26 protein-coding genes and 2 riboswitches are annotated in these 26,640 nt (G+C 41.6%); of the genes, 16 read left to right on the top strand and 10 right to left on the bottom strand.

The genetic code is table 11. From position 1 onward, the window contains the following. Positions 1–54 precede the first annotated feature (54 nt). Positions 55–1,137 (top strand): CNNM domain-containing protein, encoded by a 1,083-nt coding sequence (locus ACTUJY_RS07955; RefSeq protein ID WP_463615543.1) that lies wholly within the window; start codon positions 55–57, stop codon positions 1,135–1,137. 99 nt (positions 1,138–1,236) lie between these two features. On the opposite strand, the gene ACTUJY_RS07950 is transcribed toward ACTUJY_RS07955, so the two are convergent. From ACTUJY_RS07950 to ilvC, 4 genes are all read right to left on the bottom strand, one after another. Beyond that, positions 1,237–2,538: an HD-GYP domain-containing protein gene (locus tag ACTUJY_RS07950; protein ID WP_463615542.1), complete on the bottom strand. Its 1,302-nt coding sequence runs from the start codon at positions 2,536–2,538 to the stop codon at positions 1,237–1,239. A 155-nt stretch (positions 2,539–2,693) separates the two neighbouring features. Beyond that, positions 2,694–2,793: riboswitch (cyclic di-GMP riboswitch) on the bottom strand. Positions 2,794–2,966: 173 nt separating this feature from the next. Further along, on the bottom strand, positions 2,967–3,467 hold the full coding sequence (ilvN, locus tag ACTUJY_RS07945; RefSeq protein WP_463615541.1) for an acetolactate synthase small subunit: 501 nt from the start codon (positions 3,465–3,467) through the stop codon (positions 2,967–2,969). Next, the gene (locus tag ACTUJY_RS07940) at positions 3,464–5,242 is read right to left on the bottom strand and encodes an acetolactate synthase 3 large subunit (RefSeq protein WP_463615540.1); all 1,779 of its coding nucleotides are present in this window, start codon (positions 5,240–5,242) and stop codon (positions 3,464–3,466) included. The genes ilvN and ACTUJY_RS07940 overlap by 4 nt, the downstream gene beginning before the upstream one ends. Before the next feature lie 120 nt (positions 5,243–5,362). Continuing rightward, complete coding sequence (gene ilvC / locus ACTUJY_RS07935; RefSeq protein WP_463615539.1) at positions 5,363–6,838, bottom strand: ketol-acid reductoisomerase; 1,476 nt, start codon at positions 6,836–6,838, stop codon at positions 5,363–5,365. A gap of 158 nt (positions 6,839–6,996) precedes the next feature. On the opposite strand from ilvC, the gene ilvY reads away from it, so the two are divergent. The 8 genes from ilvY to ACTUJY_RS07895 all read left to right on the top strand — a co-directional run bounded on the left by ilvY (position 6,997) and on the right by ACTUJY_RS07895 (position 11,828). Further along, positions 6,997–7,890, top strand: coding sequence for an HTH-type transcriptional activator IlvY (gene ilvY, locus ACTUJY_RS07930; protein ID WP_463615538.1), 894 nt, complete (start codon positions 6,997–6,999; stop codon positions 7,888–7,890). A 320-nt stretch (positions 7,891–8,210) separates the two neighbouring features. Further along, a complete protein-coding gene (locus tag ACTUJY_RS07925; RefSeq protein WP_463615537.1) occupies positions 8,211–8,630 on the top strand; it encodes a DUF4304 domain-containing protein in 420 nt (139 codons plus the stop codon). Between the two features lie 432 nt (positions 8,631–9,062). Beyond that, a complete protein-coding gene (locus ACTUJY_RS07920; RefSeq protein WP_463615536.1) occupies positions 9,063–9,326 on the top strand; it encodes a hypothetical protein in 264 nt (87 codons plus the stop codon). A gap of 84 nt (positions 9,327–9,410) precedes the next feature. Continuing rightward, a complete protein-coding gene (locus ACTUJY_RS07915; protein ID WP_463615535.1) occupies positions 9,411–9,821 on the top strand; it encodes a hypothetical protein in 411 nt (136 codons plus the stop codon). Between the two features lie 92 nt (positions 9,822–9,913). Beyond that, entirely contained in the window at positions 9,914–10,249 is a 336-nt protein-coding gene (locus tag ACTUJY_RS07910; RefSeq protein ID WP_463615534.1) for a hypothetical protein, read from the top strand. A 92-nt stretch (positions 10,250–10,341) separates the two neighbouring features. Next, entirely contained in the window at positions 10,342–10,677 is a 336-nt protein-coding gene (locus ACTUJY_RS07905) for a hypothetical protein (protein ID WP_463615533.1), read from the top strand. A 78-nt stretch (positions 10,678–10,755) separates the two neighbouring features. Beyond that, positions 10,756–11,568: a DUF6615 family protein gene (locus ACTUJY_RS07900; protein ID WP_463615532.1), complete on the top strand. Its 813-nt coding sequence runs from the start codon at positions 10,756–10,758 to the stop codon at positions 11,566–11,568. 32 nt (positions 11,569–11,600) lie between these two features. Further along, entirely contained in the window at positions 11,601–11,828 is a 228-nt protein-coding gene (locus ACTUJY_RS07895; RefSeq protein ID WP_463615531.1) for a hypothetical protein, read from the top strand. A gap of 413 nt (positions 11,829–12,241) precedes the next feature. Here the strand turns inward: ACTUJY_RS07895 and ACTUJY_RS07890 are convergent, their stop codons facing one another. The 3 genes from ACTUJY_RS07890 to ACTUJY_RS07880 form a co-directional block, all read right to left on the bottom strand. Continuing rightward, complete coding sequence (locus tag ACTUJY_RS07890; protein WP_463615530.1) at positions 12,242–12,556, bottom strand: hypothetical protein; 315 nt, start codon at positions 12,554–12,556, stop codon at positions 12,242–12,244. Between the two features lie 355 nt (positions 12,557–12,911). Further along, positions 12,912–13,892, bottom strand: coding sequence for a transposase (locus ACTUJY_RS07885; protein ID WP_463615529.1), 981 nt, complete (start codon positions 13,890–13,892; stop codon positions 12,912–12,914). Positions 13,893–13,932: 40 nt separating this feature from the next. Next, the gene (locus ACTUJY_RS07880; RefSeq protein ID WP_463615528.1) at positions 13,933–14,757 is read right to left on the bottom strand and encodes a transposase; all 825 of its coding nucleotides are present in this window, start codon (positions 14,755–14,757) and stop codon (positions 13,933–13,935) included. Positions 14,758–15,884: 1,127 nt separating this feature from the next. Between ACTUJY_RS07880 and ACTUJY_RS07875 the strand changes: the two genes are divergently transcribed. Together ACTUJY_RS07875 and ACTUJY_RS07870 are read left to right on the top strand one after the other, a co-directional pair. Continuing rightward, on the top strand, positions 15,885–17,246 hold the full coding sequence (locus ACTUJY_RS07875; RefSeq protein WP_463615527.1) for a phenylacetate--CoA ligase family protein: 1,362 nt from the start codon (positions 15,885–15,887) through the stop codon (positions 17,244–17,246). A gap of 343 nt (positions 17,247–17,589) precedes the next feature. Beyond that, positions 17,590–18,195: a hypothetical protein gene (locus ACTUJY_RS07870; protein WP_463615526.1), complete on the top strand. Its 606-nt coding sequence runs from the start codon at positions 17,590–17,592 to the stop codon at positions 18,193–18,195. A gap of 84 nt (positions 18,196–18,279) precedes the next feature. Here ACTUJY_RS07870 and ACTUJY_RS07865 read toward each other — a convergent pair whose 3' ends face one another. Together ACTUJY_RS07865 and ACTUJY_RS07860 are read right to left on the bottom strand one after the other, a co-directional pair. Then, on the bottom strand, positions 18,280–19,524 hold the full coding sequence (locus ACTUJY_RS07865) for a S8 family peptidase (protein ID WP_463615525.1): 1,245 nt from the start codon (positions 19,522–19,524) through the stop codon (positions 18,280–18,282). A gap of 28 nt (positions 19,525–19,552) precedes the next feature. Beyond that, positions 19,553–20,083 carry a hypothetical protein gene (locus tag ACTUJY_RS07860; protein WP_463615524.1) on the bottom strand — a complete coding sequence of 177 codons (531 nt, stop codon included), beginning with the start codon at positions 20,081–20,083 and terminating at the stop codon, positions 19,553–19,555. A 415-nt stretch (positions 20,084–20,498) separates the two neighbouring features. Between ACTUJY_RS07860 and ACTUJY_RS07855 the strand changes: the two genes are divergently transcribed. Continuing rightward, a complete protein-coding gene (locus tag ACTUJY_RS07855; RefSeq protein WP_463615523.1) occupies positions 20,499–20,918 on the top strand; it encodes a hypothetical protein in 420 nt (139 codons plus the stop codon). A 71-nt stretch (positions 20,919–20,989) separates the two neighbouring features. On the opposite strand, the gene ACTUJY_RS07850 is transcribed toward ACTUJY_RS07855, so the two are convergent. Further along, positions 20,990–23,308, bottom strand: coding sequence for a hypothetical protein (locus ACTUJY_RS07850; protein ID WP_463615522.1), 2,319 nt, complete (start codon positions 23,306–23,308; stop codon positions 20,990–20,992). A gap of 82 nt (positions 23,309–23,390) precedes the next feature. Next, positions 23,391–23,480, bottom strand: a riboswitch (cyclic di-GMP riboswitch). 204 nt (positions 23,481–23,684) lie between these two features. Between ACTUJY_RS07850 and ACTUJY_RS07845 the strand changes: the two genes are divergently transcribed. The 4 genes from ACTUJY_RS07845 to ACTUJY_RS07830 all read left to right on the top strand — a co-directional run bounded on the left by ACTUJY_RS07845 (position 23,685) and on the right by ACTUJY_RS07830 (position 26,638). Then, a complete protein-coding gene (locus tag ACTUJY_RS07845) occupies positions 23,685–24,329 on the top strand; it encodes a DUF3592 domain-containing protein (protein ID WP_463615521.1) in 645 nt (214 codons plus the stop codon). Beyond that, positions 24,326–25,180, top strand: a complete 855-nt coding sequence (locus tag ACTUJY_RS07840) for a metallophosphoesterase (protein ID WP_463615520.1) — start codon at positions 24,326–24,328, stop codon at positions 25,178–25,180. The genes ACTUJY_RS07845 and ACTUJY_RS07840 overlap by 4 nt, the downstream gene beginning before the upstream one ends. Positions 25,181–25,350: 170 nt before the next feature. Further along, positions 25,351–26,160 carry a DUF4097 family beta strand repeat-containing protein gene (locus ACTUJY_RS07835; RefSeq protein ID WP_463615519.1) on the top strand — a complete coding sequence of 270 codons (810 nt, stop codon included), beginning with the start codon at positions 25,351–25,353 and terminating at the stop codon, positions 26,158–26,160. A gap of 211 nt (positions 26,161–26,371) precedes the next feature. After that, positions 26,372–26,638 (top strand): DUF4212 domain-containing protein, encoded by a 267-nt coding sequence (locus tag ACTUJY_RS07830; RefSeq protein ID WP_463615518.1) that lies wholly within the window; start codon positions 26,372–26,374, stop codon positions 26,636–26,638. Positions 26,639–26,640 lie beyond the last annotated feature (2 nt).

Here is a 26,640-nt window from a genome sequence, read left to right as displayed (position 1 = left end):
AATGAATTTGCGAATTGAGTAGTATGTCAGTCCTAATTTATTTGGACTGCATCAATGACCTTATTGATCGTATATTTAATACTCGCTATTGGCGTTTCATTTGTGTGCTCAATATTAGAAGCTGTGATATTGAGTGTGAGCGACTCTTACATCGCCATGCTCGAAAGCGAACAAAAACCGCACGGTGAAATGCTTAAAGCAATGAAAGCCGATATCGATAAGCCGTTGGCGACCATTCTTAGCTTAAATACCATTGCTCATACCGTTGGTGCTGCGGGTGTCGGTGCTCAATCGCAAGTGGTTTTTGGTAATGCTTATTTGAGTATCACTTCCGCGGTACTTACTTTTTTAATTTTGGTTTTTTCTGAAATTATTCCTAAAACATTAGGCGCGCGTTATTGGCGTCACCTAACCTATCCTGCAACAAAATTGTTACAAATAATGATAATCGTTTTGGCGCCTTTGGTGTGGTTTTGCCAAAAAATAACCGGAGCAATGGGTAAAGGTGGCCATAGCATCAGTTTCACGCGGGAAGAGTTTGCGGCTATGGCAGATCGAGGCTTGGAACAAGGCGTATTTGAAGAAAAAGAGGCGTTAACGTTCAAAAACCTGGTGTTCTTTGAATCGCTACAAGCGAAAGACGTAATGACTCCAAGGCCAGTCGTTGTTTCATTGGATCAAAATAAGAATATTGGGGAGTTAGTCTCAATACTGGAGAACAAACACTTTTCTCGCTTTCCTGTTTACAATCGTCATGCAGAAGATATCACGGGTTACGTATTGAAAACGGATGTGCTGCTGGAAGCCGCCAAAGGAAATCTTGAAAAAACATTAACCAGCATTAAACGAGAACTGTTGGTGGTTCTGGACACAACCTCAGTGAAATCATTATTTGATCAATTAATGGATCGACGTGAGCACATTTCCGTTCTCGTTGACGAATACGGCGGGTTGGTCGGTCTGGTTACATTAGAAGATATTTTCGAAACATTACTTGGTCAGGAAATCATGGACGAAGTGGACACTATAGAAGATATGCAGCATTTAGCCCGGCGGCAGTGGAAAAAGCGCGCAATGCGAGTCGGCTTGAAATTGCACGAACCTGATGTCGCTGAAGGCTCATCGGAACCATCATAGGTGCATACTTTAGGGTGTATTACGAAGCAACGGTTTCAAAATACACCTTTTAGTTTAGTTGGTTAAAATGTCGCTAAAATTAAGCCAAGTTATGTTGAGTTAAAAGGCCAATTTACTGCGTAAACTTCCCAAATAATAACCCGCACGACCTAATAAGTGCTTCTGAACTTTTTTATTGATAACACGCATCAGACTTTCATGAACGCGTAAGCCTGTTTGCTCAGCTATGATAACGGTGTTTTTCAATTTACCCTTGCCCAGTTGAATAATCTGAGGATTATCGAGTGGATTGAGCTCCGGATCATGGGTTAACACAACTTTGGCCTGCAATCTTTGAGAAGGGTTTTGTTCAATCACAATGCCTTTATAGTGATCGCTTAGCTCGACCAATGTACCTACGGGGTAAATTCCCAGTGACTTGATTAATGCATCCACTAACACTTCATCAAACAAGACGCCACGTTGCATATAAATTTGAGAAAAAGCAACGGATACTGAGTTTTTGGCGTTTGGAAACATGGGGTTGGTTAATAGTTCAAAAGACTCTACCAGTCCGGCGATTTGTGACAACAAAGGAATACTGCGTCGTTTCTTATCGACAGATTCTTTTTCAAAGTCGGTGAGTCGAGCAGTCATGTATTTGATGGTGGTTAATACTTTAGGTTCAATTTTCGAGTGCTGAACCGCATGCAGTGTTAAAGGAACGTAGCTGCGATACGCTTTTGTTAAGTGAATGCCATCGTAATCATACCAGTCTTGTTGTGTAAGCTTGGCTTTACCAACGCCCGATAACATGATGGCTTGTGTTAACGCATTTATTTTGTCTGGTGCAAGTCTTAAATTTTTAGCCAGAAGAGCAGCCCAAACACTTGCTCTTAAACCGTGATCGTAAACTTTTTTATTGTCGTTATGTACTTTTGTCATCCAGAGTAAGGCATCGGAGTTTCGAATAATCGACTGCGTAATAGAATGACTGACCTCATCCACTTGTTTAATCTGAGTGGGTGAAATGCACCTTGCATCTTGAGCCAGTTCTTTCAAAACCATAAACCCATAGTCGAGAAGTTCACTGGTTTGCTTTAATTCTTGCTCAAATGCGGAAGACTTTGTGTAATGATGATTGCATTGTTGATGCCAGTGACGACTTTTTATCTTGATTTCGGTAGAGTCTTCGTCGCTGGGTTGTTGAAGTATTAAGGAAGAGTGTTCAAACGTTCGCTTTACATCAATGTAAACATGTTGACAATAACTGCTGAGTTTTTCCAAATCTTTGCGCGATTCAATGTAAAAACCTTTTAAACTATAATCGGTTTCACTCCAAGGAATATCGAGACGTGATACGTACATTCCCAGCTGTAACTGGTTCACATCAAGTTTATGTGTTGTGATCACTTTACGCATGACGACTCTCGCACTTTACATACACAATAAAAGGGCGATTGCTTCAATCCCGAGTATCAGTCGAAGGATTCGGTAAACGGTTGAGAGGAAGGTTTGACCTCTGTCAGCCGTCAGAATCCGGACCGACTTGCAGAGGAGGGAGGTGAAACAAACGTCCCGGTAACTCCGCCGTCGTAGGTGTGAACTCAAGAGCCACAACCCTTAGACCGGTAGCTTTGCGTGCCCAGACTTTCGTCGGGGTAGCCTTTGTCTAACGTTACTTCTGAGTTTAGGTTCTCTTTGTGAGATGTGCAAGTGGTATTATTAAGTTGTACACTTGTACATATTCTCTAACCTATTGTTAAATAAGCAATAAATTGGTAAGTCGTATAGTTGGATTATGGTATTGCTTTAAAGTGTGACTCAGCTCTCAAATTCAAAGCATTGATTCATGCACTCCTGAGTGCTTTTTTTCCGCGAAGTATGCCCAAGGTGCCCGAACGAACCACTTCTAAAATTTCGGTTTCTTCCTGCATAGCAGCAATGAAAGCTTTATTCTTTTTTGGTGGACCTACCATCTGAACCGTGTAACTGTGACTGCAAACATCAATAATATGCGCGCGAAAAATATCTGCCGTGCGTTTTATTTCGGAACGTACTTGTGAAGACAGTGCTTGTACTTTCACTAACATCAATTCGCGCTCCAGGTGTTCTTTTTCAGTAATGTTCATTACCCGTAACACATCAATGAGCTTATTCACCTGTTTGGTTATTTGTTCCAGAATTTTTTCATCGCCAGAAGTTGTAATGGTAAGTCTTGAAAGGGTAGGGTCTTCCGTTTTGGCAACGCTTAAACTGTCAATGTTGTATCCGCGTTGAGAAAATAGTCCGGTAATACGAGAAAGGGCGCCGGGCTCGTTTTCCATCAATATGGTTAATATTCGCTTCACGCTTTTACTCCACTTTTTAACCACATTTCGTCGATAGCGCCGCCTTTAATTTGCATGGGATAAACGTGCTCTTTTTGATCGACTTTCACGTCAATAAAAACTAATCGATCTTTCATGGCCAGAGCTTGTACTAGCACATCTTCCAGGTCGTTAAAGTTTTCGACGCTTTTTCCAATATGACCATAGGCTTCGGCCAGTTTGACAAAGTCGGGTAAGGATTCCATATAAGAGTGGGAATGACGGCCATCGTAAATCATATCTTGCCATTGGCGAACCATACCCAAAGCGGAATTGTTCAGCGATAAAATTTTGATTGGAATATTGTATTGCAAACACGTTGAGAGTTCCTGAATGTTCATTTGAATGGAACCATCACCGGTAACGCAAATGACATCGCTTTCGGGAAACGCCAACTTTACGCCCATTGCGGCAGGTAAACCAAAACCCATTGTGCCGAGTCCGCCGGAGTTAATCCATTGCCTTGGCTTTTTAAAAGGGTAATAAAGCGCGCTGAACATTTGGTGCTGCCCTACATCCGAAGTAATGTAGGCATTACCATTCGTCACACGGTATAGCGTTTCAATCACATGCTGCGGTTTGATTACTGAATGACTTTTGTCATAACTCAGGCACTTTTGCTCACGCCATCGATTGATTTGCTTCCACCAATTTTTCATTGCGGTAGGGTTATGCTGCAAGTCGGCACGATCCATTAAATCGGAAAATTGCTTTATCACTACATCGCAAGAGCCGACAATGGGAATGTGTGCAAATATGGTTTTGGAAATGGAAGCCGGATCAATATCCACGTGAATGATGGTTGCATTCTGACAAAAAGTTTTCGGATTGTTAGTAACCCTGTCGTCAAAGCGCGCACCAAAGCAAACAATTAAATCGGCGTTGCCCATGGCTTTATTGGCTTCTAACGTGCCATGCATGCCTAACATACCTAAAAATTGCGGATGGTCACCTGGAAATGCGCCCAGTCCCATTAAAGTGCTGGTTACCGGAACGTCTAATCGTTCTGCTAATTGAGTGAGTGCCGCACTTGCATTCGCTGCGACAACACCACCGCCAATATAAAAAATTGGGCGTTTCGCATCGGTAAACGCCAATATGGCTTTTTTAATTTGTCTAGGGTGACCTTTCAGTGTTGGATTGTACGATCGTAATTTTAAGCGTTTCGGCAATTGGTAGTGTACTTTATGTTTTGGGTTAACAATATCTTTCGGAAGGTCAACCACTACTGGACCAGGGCGACCGGTTTTCGCAATGTGGTAGGCTTTTGCAATGGTGGAGGGAATGTCTTCGGTTTTTGTACAAAGAAAACTGTGTTTTACGATGGGACGAGAACACCCCACCATATCGGTTTCCTGAAAAGCATCTTCACCGATCACAGAAGTAGGCACTTGGCCAGAAAGAACAACCAAAGGAACCGAATCCATATACGCTGTTGCAATACCGGTAATGGTATTGGTTGCACCTGGCCCGGAGGTGACCAAAACCGTGCCGACATCACCAGTAGCGCGAGCATAACCATCTGCGGCGTGAACCGCGGCTTGTTCGTGGCGTACCAAAATATGTTTGAGTTGTTGGTCATTTTCCGGCGCAAATAAAGCGTCGTAAATATCAAGTACAGCACCGCCAGGGTAACCAAATACAAACTTCACATTGAGATCAATGAGTGTTTGAACCACCATTTCGGCACCCGATAATAAAGGGGCTATTACTTTATTGCTCGATTGGAACTCCGTTTTACTGATTTGTTCGGTCACGTTTTATTCCGGAAAAGCTGTTTGTTTTGACTCGTGATCAAAAAAGGCCCCTCAAACTGCGAAGGGCAGGCTCGCTAGCAACTACACAACAGGGATGTTGAGCAACTGAAATTTTTATTCTTATACGACGGCTTTCATATCCGTCATATAAGCGCGTAAAGTTTTTCCGATCACTTCAACCGGATGATTGCGAATTTTTTCATTAACGGCTACTAACAATTTGTTATCGACCGAGTAGCTGGATAAATCCAAACCTTTTCCAATCACATCGGTTTTTATATTGGGCATGAATGCTTCACGCAATAGTGGCACTGCCGCATGAGCAAACAAATAATTGCCATACTCTGCCGTATCGGAAATGACGACGTTCATTTCGTATAGACGTTTTCTGGCAATGGTATTCGCTATCAGAGGTGTTTCGTGCAGCGATTCGTAATAAGCCGATTCGGGCAAAATCCCGGCTTCAACCATTAAATCGAATGCCAGTTCAACGCCTGCTTTAACGAAAGCAACCAACAAAATGCCTTTATCAAAGTAGCTTTGCTCATCGATAAACTCATCGCTTGCAGGCGCCTGTTCAAATCCAGTTGTTGCCGTTTCCTCTCGCCATCTTAAAAGGTCTCTGTCATTGTTGTTCCAGTCTTGCATCATGGTGCGAGAAAACTCTCCGGAAATAATATCGTCCATGTGTTTGGCAAACAGTGGTCGTAACAATTGTTTTGCTTTTTCGGAAAGCTCGAATGCTTTCAGTTTTGCAGGGTTAGAAAGTCGATCCATCATTTGCGTAATGCCGCCAATTTTTAACGCTTCGGTAATGGTTTCCAAACCTTGTTGGATCAGCTTTGCGGCAAAACCGGCACTTATGCCATTTTCCGTCATTTTCTCAAAACTTAAAATTGCCGCAGTTTGCAACATGCCACACAAAATGGTTTGTTCGCCCATTAGGTCAGACTTTACTTCCGCGACAAAAGACGAAGCGAGCACGCCTGCACGATCACCACCCGTGGCAGACGCCAAGGCTTTTGCGATTTCGAAGCCTTCGCCTTTTGGATCATTTTCGGGATGTACGGCAATTAATGTAGGGACGCCAAACCCTCGTTTGTACTCTTCTCGAACTTCGGTGCCCGGGCATTTCGGTGCGCACATGACTACGGTGATGTCGTCGCGAATTTTTTGCCCTTGCTCGACAATATTAAAGCCGTGTGAATAACCCAACGTTGCACCTTGTTTCATTAACGGCATAACGGATTCCACAACGTTACTGTGTTGTTTATCGGGTGTCAGGTTATACACGAGATCAGCATCGGGAATGAGTGATTCGTAATTGCCAACAGTAAATCCGTTGCCGGTTGCTTTTTGGTAAGACGCTCGTTTTTCATCAATCGCTGACTGACGGAGTGCATAACGAACATCGAGACCGGAGTCTCGCATATTCAACCCTTGGTTGAGACCCTGGGCACCACAACCCACAATTACTATTTTTTTATCTTTGAGATAATTGCAGCCGTTGCTGAATTCGCTGCGATCCATAAAACGGCACACACCCAGTTGCGCCAGTTGTTGCCGTAAGTTCAGGCTATTGAAGTAATTCGACATAAATACTGCACCAAGTCACGCTGTTGAACATAGAGCACATCCATTTAGATTGAAGTGCGATGGTGTCAGAATAGGAAAAAACTCGTGTTGCGTAAAATGATATAAATGCAATATAGTATTGCGTATTATGCAACATTGGGTGTGAGTCCAAGAAGACGATGAATTTTCGCGAATTAGACGCCTTTGTCCACTTATCAATAACGTTACACTTTGCTAAAACAGCAGAGGCAATTCATGTCAGTACTTCGACGCTCAGCCGTATGATGCAACGGTTGGAACAAGAGTTTGATCAGGTGTTTTTCGAGCGTGATAACCGAAGTGTGCAACTCACACCACAGGGCGAAAGATTCGCTCGGTTTGCACAACAGGTACTGCAGCAGTGGTATGAGCTAAAACAGGATTTCAGTCACGAACAACAGCAATTAAGTGGCGAGTTGATCATCTATTGCACAGTGACGGCCGCTCACCTTTATTTAACGCATTTACTCGAAACCTTTCGTACACAGCACCCACAGGTAGAGATCATTCTTGAAACGGGGGATGTTGCATCGGCTTATCAAAAAGTTGATAAGCAAGCGGTGGATATTGCCTTTGCCGTTGCCCCTGATCATTTAGCGAAAAAATTTCACTTTCAATACATCGACACCATTCCACTGAAAGTGATTGCACCGAAAGTGAATACCTCTTTTTCCAGTTTGCTGGATAAAGCGCCTGTCAAATTCAATCAGCTACCATTCGTAATGCCAGAGTCTGGCCCTGCAAAAAAGCACACGCAAGAATGGTTAGAGCGCATGAAAATAAAACCGACCGTTTACGCTCAGGTTGCCGGGCATGAAGCCATTGTGAGTATGGTGGCTTTGGGTTGTGGCGTGGCGGTGGTGCCTCTTCCGGTGCTGGAGCATAGCCCGGTAAAGGATAAAATAAAAATTTTACCGGTGGCGATGTCGCCCAAGCCTTTTGAGTTGGGTGTGGTTTGCTTAGCTCGACGAAAGAACAATCCTTTGGTTGAGGCTTTTTGGGAGGTGGTTATTCGGTATTTTAATAGGGGGTAGGTTTAAAGTTTGGTAAATTTATATGAAAAATCAACTTGTTGGGTTGTATTGGTGTTGCGGCTGGTTTCCTGTTTTTGTCTTAGCAACCCTAGAATCGCGCGTGGGTATTGAACGGTTTGGGAGACTGGCTAGTTTGAAATTGTGATTGTAATATATTGTTTTTAAAGGGGTAATTGAAAAGGAGTTGGAGATGTGGTGTCGGTTTTTCTTATTGGAAATCTCAAATGCGAAATATAACTAGAAGGACTCCTTCTAGTTCCGTAAAATACGGACTCCTTCTATGAAACTGTTAGGACTATATGGCAAGTAGCAATCAAATAATGCGAAATCAGCTTAAACGTATATTGGTACCAGCTTTAGAGGTTAATGGTTTTGCAGGCAAGTTTCCGCACTTTAGAAGAAATGTAGGCGGCAATCTTCATTTGCTATCTATTGAGTTCGATAAATTTGGCGGTGGTTTCTTTTTTGATTTTGGGACTACTGAGTGCGGTGACAAAAAAATGTCTTGGGGCGAAGTTGTCCCAGAGTCTGAATTGACTATCGCTCATGTGGCTGCTGGCAATCGAGCACGCCTACAAGCGATAGATAGTCGTAGTATTGATCGAGAGCATTGGTTTCGTTTCGATGATCTAGAAACAAAAGAGTGTGAAGAGCTTGCAAAAGCAGTTGTTGAGCTTTTACCTCAAATTGATAAATGGCTAGAGGAAAATGAAAAAGGAGCGAATATATCCACCTTCTAGCCCTAACCAGTCAAAGCAGTAGATGAACTACTGTTTGAGGCGTTATGCGAGAGTTTTATCAAAGGAGTTATTGTGAGTAAGAAAATGGATGCCCATGAACTGAGTGAATTGGAAGTAGAAAATATTGGGCTACTGAAACCAGGCATGTCGGTTTCGCACCCGTACTTCGGCAATGGTTAAGTTGAAGCATTATTTCAATTTGAGAAATCTGGAGAAAGTACTATTAGAGTCAACTTCGAGCAGCACGGCTCAAAAGCTTTTGTTCCTGAATATGCTAGGCTAGCATTAGTTCAATCTAATTCACCAAAAAAATCTTTTTTAGGTAAAATCTTTGGTAAAAGTTAAATCGCTTAACAAGCACCGTCAGTCGCGACCTTCGCACTGCGTGCTCGGCCGCTGCGGTGAGCGTTAAGCATAAAAAGAAAATAGATCATGAGAGACCTCAAAAGAGTAGATGAAATACTGGATCTTATTGGCAGGATTTGGAAGGCAAATCCCGGCTTCCGATTTAATCAACTCCTTTATATTCTTCAGGCAGAATATTCAGAGGCTAATGATGGTCTCGGTAAAGTAGAAAGTCCTGAAATTGATGGGTTTAAGAAAACTGGTTTCGACTTATTCAATCTAGAAGATGACGAATTCCAAAAATTCTTACAGTCAAGCCTAGATCGAGGGGCGTGGGGCAAAAATGCTTAACAAGGCGCTCTTGTCGCCGCTACCGCGGCTGGGACAACCTACGCGTTGCTTCGGTTGCCCCAAAGCTTGGCGTTAAATACATATATGGAAAAACATAGAGTAAAAAATAAAACATCAACTGCTGGTAAATATTTGGCCGTATTTGGCTCTTTACTTTTGTTAGCAGTTCCAACTTCTGTCGTCATATTTATTGTGAATATGTTCTTCTTATTTCAGGAAACTACTTTGTATGGGGCCGGTGACACGCAGAGAATGTCTGAAGGTATTTCAAATGCTTTGGTACCGGTGGTGCTTGGCCTTGTATTAGTTGTTCCAGCATTAATCTGCATGGTTACGTCTATAGCTATATTTAAATATTTCAAACCATGGGTCTACTGGGTATCGCTAACTGCGAGTATTTTAGGCTTGCTTATGATGCCTTTTGGTACAGTCTTGGCTTTAGTTACGCTAACAACTCTAGTAATAAAAAGGAAACGTTTTTTTGAATTCGAGTAAAGTATTTAACAATAACATTAATTTGACCAAATACCGCCGCTTTCGCTATGGTATTGGTCAAATTATGTAGGCGTTAGCTCTCTCAGAAATTTATGAAACACTGCGCACTGAAAAGAAGTAAGCCAATTTCAATTGATGAATGGATTAATGCCACTGCGTCATTGAAAAATATCAATGTGACTAATAAGAGAAAGCAGCAGAACCCTTTTACTAAAGAGTTCTTTGAAGTTGATATTCCTGGTAGCGGTTATTGGGTTCCAGGCGATAATAATAAAGAACGATTTCCTTATGATGGCTCTGTAGTAATACATTTCAGTAGTGAAACTATTGTTTTTGTACAATATGAAGATCCTTTTAATGAAGAATTAACTGCTTTGGCTAGAGCTTTAAATGCGAAGGTTGTATTTGAAGGCTTATGTCAAAGCTAACAATAAACTGTTGCGCGACTTTGAACCGCTCCTTGCGGTCGTTAATCAAAGCCGCAAAGTAACGCGTTAAGTTAATGATAAAAGGCAATCCCATGTTTAAAAAGTTGATTTTAACTTCTATTCTTATCCCATCTTTCGTGTATTCTGCTTCTTATGTCGGTACTAATGGTGCAACTAAAATAAGTTCTATTTCATCATATAACCAATATGGGAATGGAGATGTAATATTTAAAATAGAAAACCCTATTGCAGCATGTTCAAGTGGATATTGGATCACAAAGAGTGATGCCGGATTTAGTGCAAATCTAAGTATATTGCTTGCTGCCTATCAGGCAAAAAATCCAGTCGTTGTGTACGGGCTACCAGATCAACTTTGGGGAGGGAGTAGTGGCAAATATTGTAAGTTATATAATATTGACTTGAAGTAAAATAAACTTAACAAAAAAATCAGCGGACGCTGAAAAGCGCGCCGCTTATTAAAAGCGTTAAATTCACAAGGAGAGTAAGTGCTAAAGCATCACTTAAATATCGTATGCGATGATGTCTGGAAAAGATTGGAGAATTCCCAGCGGTTTGGCATTTCCCAAGGCGAAGAAACTCTTACAGACAATTTGCTGCTTTACCTTGCATCTCAAAGTCTATCGAGTATTCGAATTATTCAAACTCCGAAGGATAAGGAGAGCGTAAAGGGTACAGATTGGGAATGGTGGATTGGAAATAGAGCAACAGGTTATCTCCGCTATGCAGTTCAAGCAAAAAAACTGAACTTAAAAACAGGCCGCTATTCCTCTCTTAATCACAAGGTGGGCAGTGGTGCATCAGCTGAGTTTCAGCATGATATTCTTGAGCGGTATGCAAAGGGCAACAATGCCATCCCCTTATACGCTTTCTATAATTACATCGATGCTCCGAACTTGCCAAAAAAATGGAACTGCCCGTTGCCAATGGAGCACTCCAAACTGGGATGCACTGTTACACCACTAGCGAATGTTAAAAAGGCAATATCCAAAAGAGGCTGGCGAACTTTTGATCGAATACATGCCTTTCCTGAAACTGTGCCGTTACGCTGTCTTGCGGATTGCCCTAATATTGCTTTTCTTCGCTCAAAAAACAATAAAGTATTTCTGCAAAGGTTTCAGATGGAGGCAAAGGTCTATGAAAGGCCATGGGGTTGGATTAGTGAGATGGGACACTTATCGAGCCATTCCCAAATGCCTGGTGAATTTTACAATCATGAACTTGGTTTATATCCAAAGAGAATACTGCTGATAGAAACCGGAGAAAGTGAATTTAACAAGCAAAGGCAGTCGGACGCGTAAACGCGCCGCTGCTTTGGGCGTTAGGTTTCGAGATGAAAGAAAAATGTGTTGCAGATATTGAAGGCCCATGGATAGAGCCAGAATTAAACTCTGGGTTAATTCAACGCTGTAGAAACAATTGGACTGTCCCAGTTTCACAAATTTCAAATCATGTTCTGGCTACATTTATCCGACAAAAAATTGCTTTATCAATTACAATTCCCGAAGCTAAAGCACGAGTAGAGCGAGGATATATTGACGATAAATATGGACAGCCATAATTTAAAATCGAAAATTATTGGTAATAACTAAGCTTGTTTTTCTACAACGCTGGTTTGCGTTGGTTATTTCGGAGTGAACATCAGGAAATTTAGTTGGAAATATTCGAAAAACAGTCGATTTTTAAGGAAGCGAGCATCAGCAATTCGCAGCGCTAATCTGAAGGATTATTTGAGTGGATTTATTATTTTCAGATCAGGAAGATAAATATGGACAGCCATAATTTAAAATCGAAAATTTTGGTAATAACTAAGCTTGTTTTTCTACTACGCTGGCTTGCGTTGGTTATTTCGGAGTGAACATCAGGAAATTTAGTTGGAAATATTCGAAAAACAGTCGATTTTTAAGGAAGCGAGCATCAGTAATTCGCAGCACTAATCTGAAGGATTATTTGAGTGGATTTATTATTTTCAGATCAGGTATAAAGCTTACGGCTAATCCCAATACCTTTAATAAACTTCTGTTCAATGCTTTCGATGTAGTGCGTTAAGGAAGAAGGTGAGCCGACAACATTTAAACCGGCAATATCATCTTTACGGCGCATCAGCTTTAAGAAGCCGTCAGGCTCGAGATTGAGACGTTCTAAAATGGGAGGCAAGTTGCTTGGAATATAACCGCGTTTGTCGTCTCGGATAATACGACCGGTGGTATCGACCAAATCAAAATAATCTTGAGTTGAAAATGAAAAGCCATGTTGATGCACTGGGTGCTTCGATTGTGTGAGTGGCATAAGCTTTACTTTGTTTTTAAGCGGCTGGCTCTTCTTTTGTTTGATGATAAATAGGGACAGCCATAATTTAAAATCGAAAATTTTAGTAATGACTAAATTTGTTTTTCTACAACGAAGGCTTGCGTTGGTTATTTCGGAGAAAGATAAATATGGACAGCCATAATTTAAAATCGAAAATTTTGGTAATAACTAAGCTTGTTTTTCTACTACGCTGGCTTGCGTTGGTTATTTCGGAGTGAACATCAGGAAATTTAGTTGGAAATATTCGAAAAACAGTCGATTTTTAAGGAAGCGAGCATCAGTAATTCGCAGCACTAATCTGAAGGATTATTTGAGTGGATTTATTATTTTCAGATCAGGTATAAAGCTTACGGCTAATCCCAATACCTTTAATAAACTTCTGTTCAATGCTTTCGATGTAGTGCGTTAAGGAAGAAGGTGAGCCGACAACATTTAAACCGGCAATATCATCTTTACGGCGCATCAGCTTTAAGAAGCCGTCAGGCTCGAGATTGAGACGTTCTAAAATGGGAGGCAAGTTGCTTGGAATATAACCGCGTTTGTCGTCTCGGATAATACGACCGGTGGTATCGACCAAATCAAAATAATCTTGAGTTGAAAATGAAAAGCCATGTTGATGCACTGGGTGCTTCGATTGTGTGAGTGGCATAAGCTTTACTTTGTTTTTAAGCGGCTGGCTCTTCTTTTGTTTGATGCGTTGCTGAATGGAAGTGAAGTCCGATTTTTCTGGTGTTTTTGCCATATCGGCACGAATGGGATTTAAATCAACATAAGCCATGGCGGTTAAAACAGCGGCCTCGTCAAGTAACGCTTGAGACTTGAAACGTCCTTCCCAGAACCTACCAGTACAGTTGTCTTCCTTATTGGCTTCGCGAGCTAAGTGCTCATTTAACAACCGCATAAACCAGGAAATATCCATCAGTCTTTGACGCCAGTTTTCGATGATGTCCTGAGCCATTTTAGATAGGGCGGGTGTGGTTTCTTCTTTTAGATACCGCTGTACGAGAAGTGGAATGTTACAAACGCGCTTCCAGCGACGAACAACGTTGGCATCACTCCAATCTCTTGCCTTTTCAACATCGACACGTAGAACAACGTGATAATGATTGGACATAACCGCATAACTGGCCACTTCAATAGCGAAGGTTTTGGCCAGATAGTCCAACCGTTCCACCACCCAAGTTTTACGGTGCTCAAAGCTCTTACCGGTAACAGAATCCTCTCCGCATAGAAAAGCGCGTCGAACACAACGGGCGATGCAATGATAATAGGTGGTTTGATTTAAATCGATGAGCGTATTTCTAGCGCGTGTCATGGTGTTATGTCCGTATATCTCAATAAGTCCTGAACGTAACTTAATCAATTTGCACTTGTTGGTCAAGGTGAAATCTGTGATTATTGGTTTTAGCTGTGGGTGTCCCGAAAGAAAGAATATCGACCAAATCAAAATAATCTTGAGTTGAAAATGAAAAGCCATGTTGATGCACTGGGTGTTTCGATTGTGTGAGTGGCATAAGCTTTACTTTGTTTTCAAGCGGCAGGTTCTTCTTTTGTTTGATGCGTTGCTGAATGGAAGTGAAATCCGATTTTTCCGGTGTTTTTGCCATATCGGCACGAATGGGATTTAAATCAACATAAGCCATGGCGGTTAAAACAGCGGCCTCGTCGAGCAAAGCTTGTGACTTGAAACGTCCTTCCCAGAACCTACCAGTACAGTTGTCTTCCTTATTGGCTTTGCGAGCCAAGTGCTCATTTAACAACCGCATAAACCAGGAAATATCCATCAGTCTTTGACGCCAGTTTTCGATGATGTCCTGAGCCATTTTAGATAGGGCGGGTGTGGTTTCTTCTTTTAGATACCGCTGTACGAGAAGTGGAATTTTACAAACGCGTTTCCAGCGGCGAACAACGTTGGCTTCACTCCAATCTCTTGCTTTTTCAACATCGACACGTAGAACAACGTGATAATGATTGGACATAACCGCGTAACTGGCCACTTCAATGGCGAAGGTTTTGGCCAGATAGTCCAACCGTTCCACCACCCAGTTTTTACGGTGTTCAAAGCTCTTACCGGTAACAGAATCCTCTCCGCATAGAAAAGCGCGTCGAACACAACGGGCGATGCAATGATAATAGGTGGTTTGATTTAAATCGATGAGCGTATTTCTAGCGCGTGTCATGGTGTTATGTCCGTATATTTCACTTAAGTCCTGAACGTAACTTAATCAATTCGCACTTGTTGGTCAAGGTGAAATCTGTGATTATTGGTTTTGAGTTGTGGATGTCCCGAAAGAAAGAATAATGTTTAATAAATACAATGGAAATTTACATTGAGTGCTCAGATAAATCCAAAATTCTACTTTGGATAAAATCAGTTTTTAATGAACTTGAATTAAAATTGATAGAAGAAAATGATATGGAAATATATCATGGGCTATTCGAAGGGTGTTGGGTTCCGATAACCATTCAACCTATTCCAGGCCAAACTTCAAGCTTTGGCGTGTGGTTTAATTCGGAAATTACACCTTGGAGGACAAATATGGAATGTGCAAGAGCCGCTTATAAATATATTGGGTTGCCTGTTTTGTGTGACCCGTGCGAACAACATCTAGCACCATCTCAATTTTTACGCATTGACTCATCTGGAGACCACATTGTCGAAATCAATTAAACACATAACATCTAATTCCCAAAATTAAATATAAAGAGCACGGCTATGGAGCAGTAGCTTTAATACTTAATAGGATGACAAAGCACTGGTCTAATCAAGAATGTGGCACTTGGCCATTTGTCGTAGGCAACCTGGATAAGTTCTTAAACTTAGGACAGTCAGTTGCATCTAGGTTCTGGCTTATCTGCCAGCGCAGCATGAGTGCTAATCCGCGGAAAAATTTAATCATTGCTTTAACTTTTAGTCCGAATTCAACTTTTAGTGCAATTTTTTCGATGTAGTGCGTTAAAGATGAAGTTGAGGGTATTTTGAGCAGGGCCTCCAGAGCTGCAAACGGACATTTCAGTCGGGAGAAAGTGTGAACCACTCAATACACTTTTCAAGATTTCTAAAATTGTGTATAAATAGCATATAAGCTTGACTCTTGTTAGCGACTTGGTATTTGCCAATATCTTGGACAGGTCTTGAGAGAGCAAGGAAGGAGGGAGTTGGTAAAGTGGGTGTATTTTATACACCTTCTTTTTATGGCTCGTATTAACTTAACTTTCTCACAATAAAGCTAAATCTTATATTAATGTTAAGTCTTATTCGATAGTGATCTACAATGCAGGAAATGCTCTATTTTCAGGAGATCTGATGACATTTTGGACCCGAGCTTATCAAGATATTTTTTTTCGTAGCATGGATCTGGTTCGTCGCAGAAACACGATCAACCGCTTGCATTTTTTGCGAAAGTCACAGTATTGGACTCAAGATCAACTCAGAAGCTGGCAGTTAGACCGGCTAAATACTTTGTTATTACACGCAAAGAGTCAGTCTCCTTACTACAGGGAAGCGCTTGCTTCGGTAAAATTGCCCCTTAAATGTCTTAGCGAAATGCACCAACTGCCTGTTCTGAAAAAGCAACAGATACGGAATCATTACGAACAGATTAAGTGCCAAGGTGTTCCGGAATGGCGCTTTGTGCCAGCAAGAACGGGAGGCTCTACTGGAGAACCCACACGCTACTGCTGGGATAAGTTTGGCATGGATTGGAACCGAGCCAGCGTTTATCGTTCTCAAGAATGGAGTGGAACCTACCTAGGAGAACCCTCTGTACAAATGTCGGGGAGCCATTTTGATCAAACCCAAGCAAGCCAATTACTTAATCGCTTCATGTACTTTCTACAGCGTTATCATGTTATGTCGACTGCTTACCTCACAGAGGATGTGCTAGAAGAATATTATCAGTACTTGTGTAAGATTAAGCCGACCAACATTTGGGGGTATTCAGGAGGCGTACATACTTTCGCAGATTACATAGGTAATAAACATCCAGAGGCTGATCTCAGCTTTGTTAAAGCCATTATCACCAGCTCAGAAATGTTATTGCCGGCTTATAGAGACCGTATTAACCAAGTTTTTGGTGGAGAAAAAGTATTTGATCATTACGGCAGTCGAGAAATGTATATGGCATCGGAATGTCGGGAACACGATGGCTATCATATACACAGCGAGGTTGTTTTATTGGAAATTCTGGACCACGCAGGCAATCCATGTGAACCGGGCAAATTGGGCCGAGTCATTTTAACGGATCTTTCAAACCACGCATTTCCATTTATACGTTATGAAATTGGAGATATGGGCGTACTCTCTGAAGCTTCTTATTGTGCGTGTGGTGTCACGCTTCCTAAGTTAGAGAAAATTGAAGGGAGAATTCCTGACTTTATCATTATGGAAGATCGGGTATTAACATCGCCAAACTTAACAACCATCTTAAGCGAGTTACCTGGTATACGCGCATTTCAAGTTGTTCAGGAGAAGGTGAATGAAATGACTTTAAACGTTGTACCCGAAGAAAACTATAACGCTGATACAGAAGCGAAGATTATTCAAACGATTCAAAATATGGCAGGTGGTAAAGCCATCATTCAGGTGGAGCAAGTGGACGAAATTTTTGTACCTGAATCTGGAAAGCGCCGGTACATTAACTCTCAAGTTGCACAGCAGGTTTTTTAACGAGAAAAGAATTGAGCTATTAAAAGTCACTTCAAAAGCTTTTAAAGTTAAATTTCAATCGCTATCGACTTTAAATACGGGATGTATAAAACGAAATAGTCAGATGGTGAATTAGGCTGGTTTGAGACGAATGGCAACTCGGATGTCAAAGCTGTCGCACAACATTTATTCAATATAAAAATCACATTTTCGTTCGTTTGCATTTTCTACAATCCAATACCTTGTTCAATTTAACCTGTCTTTTGTTCAATAGACATTGTATTGTGATTGGAAGAAGACTACATTTTAACTGTTAAAAGCCCCTTTCACTGAACGGCTTGGTTCTTTTTAAAGGAGAGTAAAAATGAGCTGGCAAATCGTGATTCGAAGCATTCAGTTGGTGTTCTTTGTCGTACTTTCAGGTTGCGCTGTGACAGAGTCGGTTCAAAAAAGCTTTCAAGTACCTAGTGAGATATATCGTGTACCCGAAAAGCTGGAAGGAAGTACGCAAGATACAGGTGTTTTATTGATAGATGCGATAACCAAAAAAGCGCTTAATACGATGTCTTTGTCTGGAGTGGTTATTGCGAGTGCGCAGGAGCCAAATAAAGAAATACTAATTGGTTCGTTTAATAAAGTAGGGATTTTAAGTTTGCAAAGTGGGGTTGTTGTGATACCTAATCTTCAACCAGGAAAATATAAAATTACTAAAATAAAAACGCAAAATGCTAACGTTTGGGAAAAGCTGCTATTACCACCCACACAAGAGTTCGATATTGAAGTTGTAGCGGGTAAACCGATGTATTTTGGTCAAATTTTGGTGGAACATCCATTTGGATCAGCCGATCGAAAAATCAGTATTCAATACGATAAAAAGCGCGAAGCCGATTCTTGGAAAATGGTAATGGAGAAATACCGCGATTCGCCTTGGACACAAATAATTGCATCTCGAATGAAAGATTTGGAGTAAGGTGGTTTTGAGCATTCGAATGAACCAAAACTCATATTTTATATAGCCAGTGCAAAAGCACTGGCTAACTCTAACGAAAGACCGTTAATCGGCTTTACAATCTTTTCCTGTACAGACTCTACCTGTGCAACCGTGTGCGTCAATATAATCGAAAGCAGCTTTGGCTTGTACTAGTCCATATCCGTATTTCGCGTCTCGACCTGCATCGCCAAGATCCAGTGATGACATTCGCATTGCATGACGGATGTCATAATTAGAGCAAGCTGGATAATGCGACCAAACCAATGCCGCAACGCCGGAAGCATGAGGGGTTGCCATAGAGGTACCAGAAGCGATAGCAAAAGAATTGGACGGGTATGTGGAAACAACATCAACCCCAGGAGCGGATACTTCAACTTGCGTTGTGCGCTGACTGAAGCCGGCGTGCTGTTTGTCAAAGTCAATCGCGGCAACCGACATAACAGAATCATAGGACGCAGGGTATAAATGCGTGGCACTTCCACCGTTACCTGCTGCGGCAATAATTAGAACACCGTCTTTTCTGATTTTTTCAAAAGCTCGTTCTTCTGCTTTTGTGCTGACAACACCACCGAGACTCATGCTAACAACGTGTGAGCCCGCATTAGCACAATCTTGAACTGCGCCAACTAAATCGGAAGCGTAGCTAAAGCCACCTGCATCGTTGAAGACTCGTACGATATGAAGGTTTTGATCGTCGTTAGGTAAAACACCGATAACGCCGCCGTTTCCACCTTTCGCTGCAATAGTGCCTGCTACGTGTGTACCATGACCATGACCGTCTTGATACCAAGGCCCAGCGCCTTCGTCTTGGCCGTCGACATTTATTTCCGGAAGGTCAGGATGACCCAGTTGATATCCAGTATCGACGATACATACTTTTCGCGGAAAGTTAGGGTTCGGAGCTATCTCTTCTGCTTGTACGGCGGTGATCCCGTAAGGGTAAAAGTCATCGTTTTTCCAATCTCCCAGGCTTTGTGTGTCCAACGAAGATGGCTCGATACTCACTGCTTGAAAGTTTCTTTTTGCATCAATTTCTACACTTTTTAGTAAGCCACTTTCTTGTAATGCTTTCATTTGTTCAATATTCAACGAAGTTGATATTGCTTCGAACTCGTTAAGCTCCACATGTGTTTCTGCTTCAATATTCGAAAGTGCTTTTTTCAGTTGGGCAAATTGATTGTTTTTAGCATAAACGATAAAGCGATTGCCGAGTAAATCACTTCCTAGTTTCGGCGCATCGGCAAATGTTAATCCGCTTCCGATGAGTGATGTGGCCAATATTGCTGAGGTAATTGCTTTCATTTTCATAGGGTTTATCCTTTTATTTATTATTTAATTAACTGTCACTGTTGCACTCGTGATATTGAACGTTACCGTTGAGAGTTCCTGCGTTGTAATAACCACTGAATGGCCCTGAGTTGATTTGAATGACCGATAGGCCATTAAGAAAAGCTTTTTTTCCTTCGCCAAAGTCGGCTAAGCAGGCAATACCTTCGCCTTCGCCGGAAGCGGCAGGATTAGTGGAGCGATAAGTGAAATTGATTTCATTGTAACCCACGTCGCAGGCACAAAGGGGGGCGTCGAAGTCGATGTCATCGAAGGTACAATAGTATGCTTCGTTGATTTCTCCGTGCAGTTTTACGCCGCCTAAATCAGAAAAGTCGATCGCACTTTTATCATGAAAGTTGACTTGACCTTTTACGCTTTCTGAGTCGCACGAACTTCCGTTAAACGTAAAGATGGCTTTTTCACTACCACCCGCTGAGTGCATGCTCCCACCTCCCGTTACTTTAACGGGTTGACCACAACCGCCTATTACCAACGCACTGGCAATTCCTAGAGTTGTCATTATTCGATTTTTATTCATTGTTACTCCTTACAATTGTTTTATTTGGTTTTTTTGAGCGAGCTTTCGTAAAAATCTCCAGATTACATTCGCCCGGAAGAATTTTATAAAGACGTTGAACACCATCGTCAACTAGAAAAACAGACAGGTGTTTAACGGTTTGACACGAAAGCTGGATAAACTTATTCTCAAAGTTTATTTCGCGTTTTGAGGGCTTTAAATAAAGATTTATTAAAAGAATGTGACTTTAATTATCTCTAATGAAAATTTTTTATGCGCCTTTTAAGCGCAGAGGGTGAGTTTATAAAAAAAATATGAATTAACTTTGTATGAGATATTGTTGGTTTGAAAATATTACTCAGTAATGTTTGGTTCGCCGCAACAATGATTTGAGTCATATTGAGTCAATATTCATTCTTGTTAAGGTGGGGGCGTCATGCAAGCGTTTAGCAAAATGTATATAAGAATTATTTTGGCATTGATTTTTCTTTTGCCAAGTACTGTGGCAGTGCTTTTTTGGGGAACGTTCGGTATTTCTATTTTATTCGAAAGCCCAGGTGGGTTACTTTTAATAACGCTTTATGTACTGCTTCCTTCATATGGATTGTTTTCTGTCTGGTGGCTTGTTTTTAAATTCAATAAAGTTGTGTTCTCTCTCATTCCCGTTGCCATTTTGCTTGGAATTTTATGTGGCCATATCAGTTGGGTGTACTTTTTATTTTCAAGTACCGCGAAATATTTAGGAGGAGGTGATTCGATTGGAATATATTGGATATTGGGAACCGGTCCGGCAATCGCATCATGGCTTATTTTATGGGGGATATTTAAAAAAAGAAATTTAACGAATGAGTTATGAAAATGGGGACATTCTTTTAAAAACTGAGTCAAAAAAAAAGGCGCCTTTCGGCGCCGAGGTCAAAGTAAAGGCTATCCTTGCACTTCTCCGCCAATGACACGTGGAGGGTCTTCTACAACCGGTTTATCACTCCAGTTAATGGATACGGGGGTTATGTCGTCGTTGTTCGGTAATTCTAAATTTGCCGTACTGTCGAGAGATAAGTTATTGGCTGAACACTCGCTTTCATCAACACTTCGTAATCGTTGTTCAACATCAATACCTTTCACCATGTATTGGCCGTCACCCAGTAGTGTGCCATCAGCAAGTGAAAAGAGTGGGCTCCAACGGTTGTTGCCTTGTTGCTCGTGAGGAATGCCCCAAAGTTCGCCAGCTCCACCATAATGCAGCATGAATGATTGTCCGTCATAAGGTGATGGATTGGTTTCATCCGCATTTAAGTCGTTCGCAGTGCTGTGGGTGTAAACAAAGTTCAGTGGTTTATCAAACTCAACAATGTCATTACTGCCTGACTCACTAACGACGGTGGTTTGATTCCAGTGATTGTGGCCCGTTTCCCAAACGTATGAGACTTCGGCGTTCCAAACATCACGTCCGTCGTTCACTTGAGTACCCGATACGAGCATCGCGCCTGAGTGAATTCCCCAGTGGTGTGGGCTGTTTTCACCGACCTGAGCATCTGATGCTAAAGCAACGGAGTTACCTTCTGCATCTTCTAATGTGAGCGTTGAGAAGTTAAACGTATAAGTTGCAGTGGCTTGACCTTGCGACTCTTCTAAATAGGGTGAGTCGTTGTTGTAATTGATTTGATCGCTGGTGATATTGCTTTTTAAACACTGGTGATAACAATCTAACTGTAAACTGTCTGCACCATTGTCTAAATCAGCGAGGCTTCGTACATAGCTTTCTTGATAAACCGTTACTACCGAAGCATCGTGATAGGCATCGTAGTTAACGCCTCCGCCTAAGCTTTGAGACCAGAAGAACATGTGCTCATCAGCTAAGCGATAAGGTTCGATCGGTTCATAGTCGACCATGCCTGCACTGTTTTCAAATCGTTGTGCAATCGCATAGAAGCCTGCCTCTCCAACTTGGTCACCGCTGTTTAACTCAAAGTCGTGAGTGTACTCAACTCTCAGATCACCGTATTCCAAATAGCTGCCTTCAATGTCTTCGAGAGCAATGGTACTTTTGGAACGTTTGATCAGTTTGCCCGGAGCGTGAGTGACATCGTAAGTTGACTCGGTGTCGTCTTCAAAATTTTGACGAACGATTTGAGAAACTTGGCTCATATCGACGTCTTCAGGCAGCCACATTCCCCAGTAGCCGATATGGCCAAAATATCGTTCGCCGTTAACGTCTGCGTAAAATGGGAAGCCGCTGTTCAGCTCTACACGTGAACCGTCGTCACTTTGGTACAAGTTGTATCGCCAAACGTATTGGTCAAACTCGTCACGAGCGAAACACATTTGTGCATCGGCAGTTCCGTCGAGGTTTTCATCTTTACCTCGTAAGTAATAGGTTGGATCATAGGCAACGCTAAATTCTGCGCCGAAATCACCGTGTGGGCTGCTGTGGTGAAACGCGGTTTTCGCAACGCCACTGTCGGCACCCACTGAATCAACCAATATATTGGTTGATTCTGAGAAGGAGAATCCCATTTGATCGGAACCACCTTCGTTAAAGAATAAAATATTGGGGCGGCCATCAGCGTCTAGCGTGGCTTGAATGGTACCATGCATGGTTTCAATTTCATTGCCTTGCATGTCGTAAACGCCTTTCCAGTTCATAACAAACTGACCATAGGGGTTTTCTTCGTCACCCGCAGAATCTATGGTGACTTCTACTAAAATACGCTGCTGATCCATTGGTTCGTCACCGTGCTCACTTTCGGCAGGAACCCAAATTTTAACGATTTGCGGTGCGTCGTTTGACTCTCGCGTAGACTCTATCGTCCAGAGTTGGAATTCTTCACTGTTTCCTGAAGACTGACCGGTATCTTCATCGCTTTCCAAGTCGGTTTCGCAGCGTTCGGTATCAATTAAGGCGGTATAGGTTTCGTTGACAATTTGGTCGGCGCCGGTTTGGCTGACGTAGCACAGAATTTCGTTTACCATGGTTAGTGGTTCCATGGCTTCATCCCAAACATGGATGCGTTTTTCATCGTTGTCAAAATCGCCAGGTGCTTTGTTTGAAGCACGTTTTGATAAGTACCCAGACTCTTCATTAGCCAGTAGGATTGCAATTTCTTTTGGTAACTCAAGTGGAGATACTTTTCCGAGTGGGGGATCGTTAGCAACGACATCTTCTTCGGTAACGGAATCACTGCCACCGCTGCAGGCGGCTAACGCGAGTACAATAGGAGACAAACACCAAAGTTTGTTTTTCATGAGATAGACCTCTACTTAACTATTTATCGAAATAGGGTCCAAATAAAGAGCAGTGTCTGAACAGACGACTGAAGCACGTTTATTTGGCAACCCCGCTGTCATAGGCTTTTGGTGCCCTTAGACCGGTAGCTTTGCGTATCGGAGCTTTCGCTTCGACTTGCCTTTTTCAAATTGTTCAACGAAGTGAACAACGTGAGTGGGTAATACTAGGTGTTGAACAAAAAACAATCAAATATCGATAATTTCTAGAAAACTGTGATTGAGACCATTTTTTTCTTAAAGTGATGAAATCGGTCTCATTTTTAGAGAAATTGGCCGTTTTTAATTTAAATGGTATAAAACACAAATATTTTTATTTCAAATTGATCTGAAAATTATGGAAGTAGGCTTATTCACATTCGGTTTTTTATTGTTGTGTTTGGGAATCGGTATATTAACTTATGCGTTAAATTTTAGGCTTTTTGCACGTGAGACCACCGGAACGGTTGTTGGGTATGCGGTAGGGGGCTCTAAATTTAAAAAGCGTAAGCAAACGAATCGTTCTCTCTTTGCGCCAGTGGTTGAATTTGAGTTTGAAAAAACATACCGGTTTAAGTCACGCTTATCTCAAAATAAAAAACCGTATCAAGTTGGGGAGCGCGTACCCGTACTGTTCATGGAGGATGATCCGCTTAATGCCAAAATAAAAGGCAATGGTGTGATTTCTCTGGGTGTTATTCTTTGTCTCTTAGGAGGCATATGTTTATCGGTAGAGTTTTGGATTTGGGGCTTCAGTTGGATTGGGTTGGCCGTTTCACTGTGTTTTTTACTGATATCATTGACAAAAATTTATTTCGATGCAAAAACAAAGTGGGAAAAACAAAATATTCACGGTATAAGAGCAGCTATTCAGTTTCTAAAGGCAAAAGCTAAGGAAGAAAGAGCAGCACTGTATCAACAAGAGCAGGGTGGTGTGATAGGCTTTCAGTTTGACGAAGACTTGTTTGAATTGGATGAAAACAATAAACGTGATTATCGATGAACAGTTCTAAGCGCTTATTGGGTGTAAAAGCTCATTTTAAATTAGGGCTTGTACTGATTATTTTAATTGGAATGACTTGGTCTTTCTTTATCGAACCGGCATTGCTTACAACGAGTACTTATAAAATCAGTTTACAACGTCTGCCAAAACAGTGCCCTGAAATATCGATTGCGATACTATCCGATCTCCATGTTGGTTCTCCCTTTCAAGATATCACACGTCTCCGGAAAATAGTTCAGAAAACCAACGCAATGAAGCCTGACATGATTGTTTTGCCAGGAGACTTTATGACGACAGAAGTTCTTGGAGGCGAAACGATACCACCCGAAGAAATCGTTACCGAATTGGAACATTTGCACGCACCTTTAGGCGTATTTGCGGTGTTGGGAAATCACGACTGGTGGTATGACGGACCGCGCGTTATTGCGGCTTTTGAGCAGTCGAAGATTCATTTGCTAGAAGATAAGTCAGCTGTGATCCGCCAATCTGAATGTGAATTTTATCTGGTTGGTATCAGCGATTACTGGGAAGCGCCGCATAATGTTCGTAAAGCATTACGCGATGTTCCGAATAATAGTTTTATCGTCGCTTTTACACATAACCCAGATGTATTTCCAGAGCTTCCGCGGTCTGTAGACTTCACTATCGCCGGGCATACTCACGGAGGCCAAGTCAACATACCTTTCATTGGACGCCCCATTGTTCCTTCAGCTTACGGCGAACGCTATGCGTATGGACATATTGTTCAAGACAATAAACATTTACTGGTGAGTAGCGGTATTGGCACCAGTATTCTTCCGGTACGGTTTCGCGTTTGGCCAGAAATTACGTTGGTAACCATAACTCGATAGACCGCAATAAAAATGCGACTTGGTGAGATTTTTCGGTTTTTCGTCAATTTCGCTAAATGATTTAAACCTTTTGTTCTTGAACGCCGTCTAAACGCGTTAATTGAGTCAATTATTCGCTGGCATGATGATTGCCTTGTTGTGTCTGAAATAATGAATACAGGATAAAAACGATGAACTTCAAATACTCAAATTTTATAATGACGTTAATTCTTGGAACGCTTATCTCAGGTGTTCCAGTATTTGCATTCGATGTTGAAGAAAAGCGCACTCTCTCCAAAAATGCAGAGTCACTCAAACGATTTACGATCGATGCAGGTGCGGGTTTTCTGGTCGTGACTGGTGAAAAAGGCTTGAGAACCGTAGAAGTTGAGGCGGACCTGAAAGTCGATGATGATAACTTTAAACTGGTTTTGGATATTGACAACGATCAAGGCGAGTTAATCGCAGATGCTAACCCTAATAATGAAAGCAGCTGGTTCGGTAACAGTCCTTCTATTGATTTAACGGTGAGAGTACCTGCGAATGTTGAGCTATACGTTAAAGACGGTTCAGGCGCTATTAAAATCTCAAATATAAACAATCACACAAAAGTGAAAGATGGATCTGGCTCGCTTGAAATCAGACAAATTGGTGGTAATTTAAAAGTGAATGACGGATCGGGAAGTATCGAAATTAATGACGTATTAGGTATGCTTTCCATCGATGATGGTTCGGGCAGTATTGCTATAGAGAATGTTCAGGGGGCGATTAAAATCGACGACGGTTCTGGTGAAATCAGTGTCGAAAATGCAGGGGGTACTCTGGACATTGACGACGGTTCAGGAAGTATTTTAATTAAAAGCGTTAAAGGCCATGTAACGCTTGATGATGGCTCCGGTGGTATCGATTTAATCGATTTGGAAGACGGTGTAACCATTATAAATGAGGGGAGTGGTGGATTATCAATGGAAAATGTGAAAGGTAAAATTAATAAACGATAAAAAATAATTCGATTCCGTTTACTACTTTATTATCGTTTATAAAAGGGCAAATTTACTCGCCCTTTTTTAATACGTAATTATTCGATAAAGGTTGGTTCTTTAATCATTTTCTGATATATCTTGCAACCGCAGAAGTTTAAAAATACCAAAACAACAAGCTCCAATTAACGCCTTAAAAATCATGTAAGAACAATAAAAAATGGGGAATGGCATGGCATTTAAAAGCCCACAAGACGCACAGTCATACTGGCGAGCAAATCTCAAATTGATGGCAATATTGTTAACTGTTTGGTTTATTGTGTCTTACCTGTTCGGCATTTTATTGGTTGAGCAATTAAACGCCGTTCGATTTTTTGGATTTAAATTGGGATTTTGGTTCGCACAACAAGGAGCCATTTATACATTCGTGCTTTTAATTTTTGTGTATGTTCATAAAATGAACAAGCTCGATCGCAAATACAATGTTCATGAAGATTGAGG

It is taken from the genome of Pleionea sp. WD8-19, from assembly GCF_055326765.1.
The sequence above is the reverse complement of the archived record's forward strand: the minus strand, read 5'-3'. Positions and strand labels throughout refer to the sequence as shown.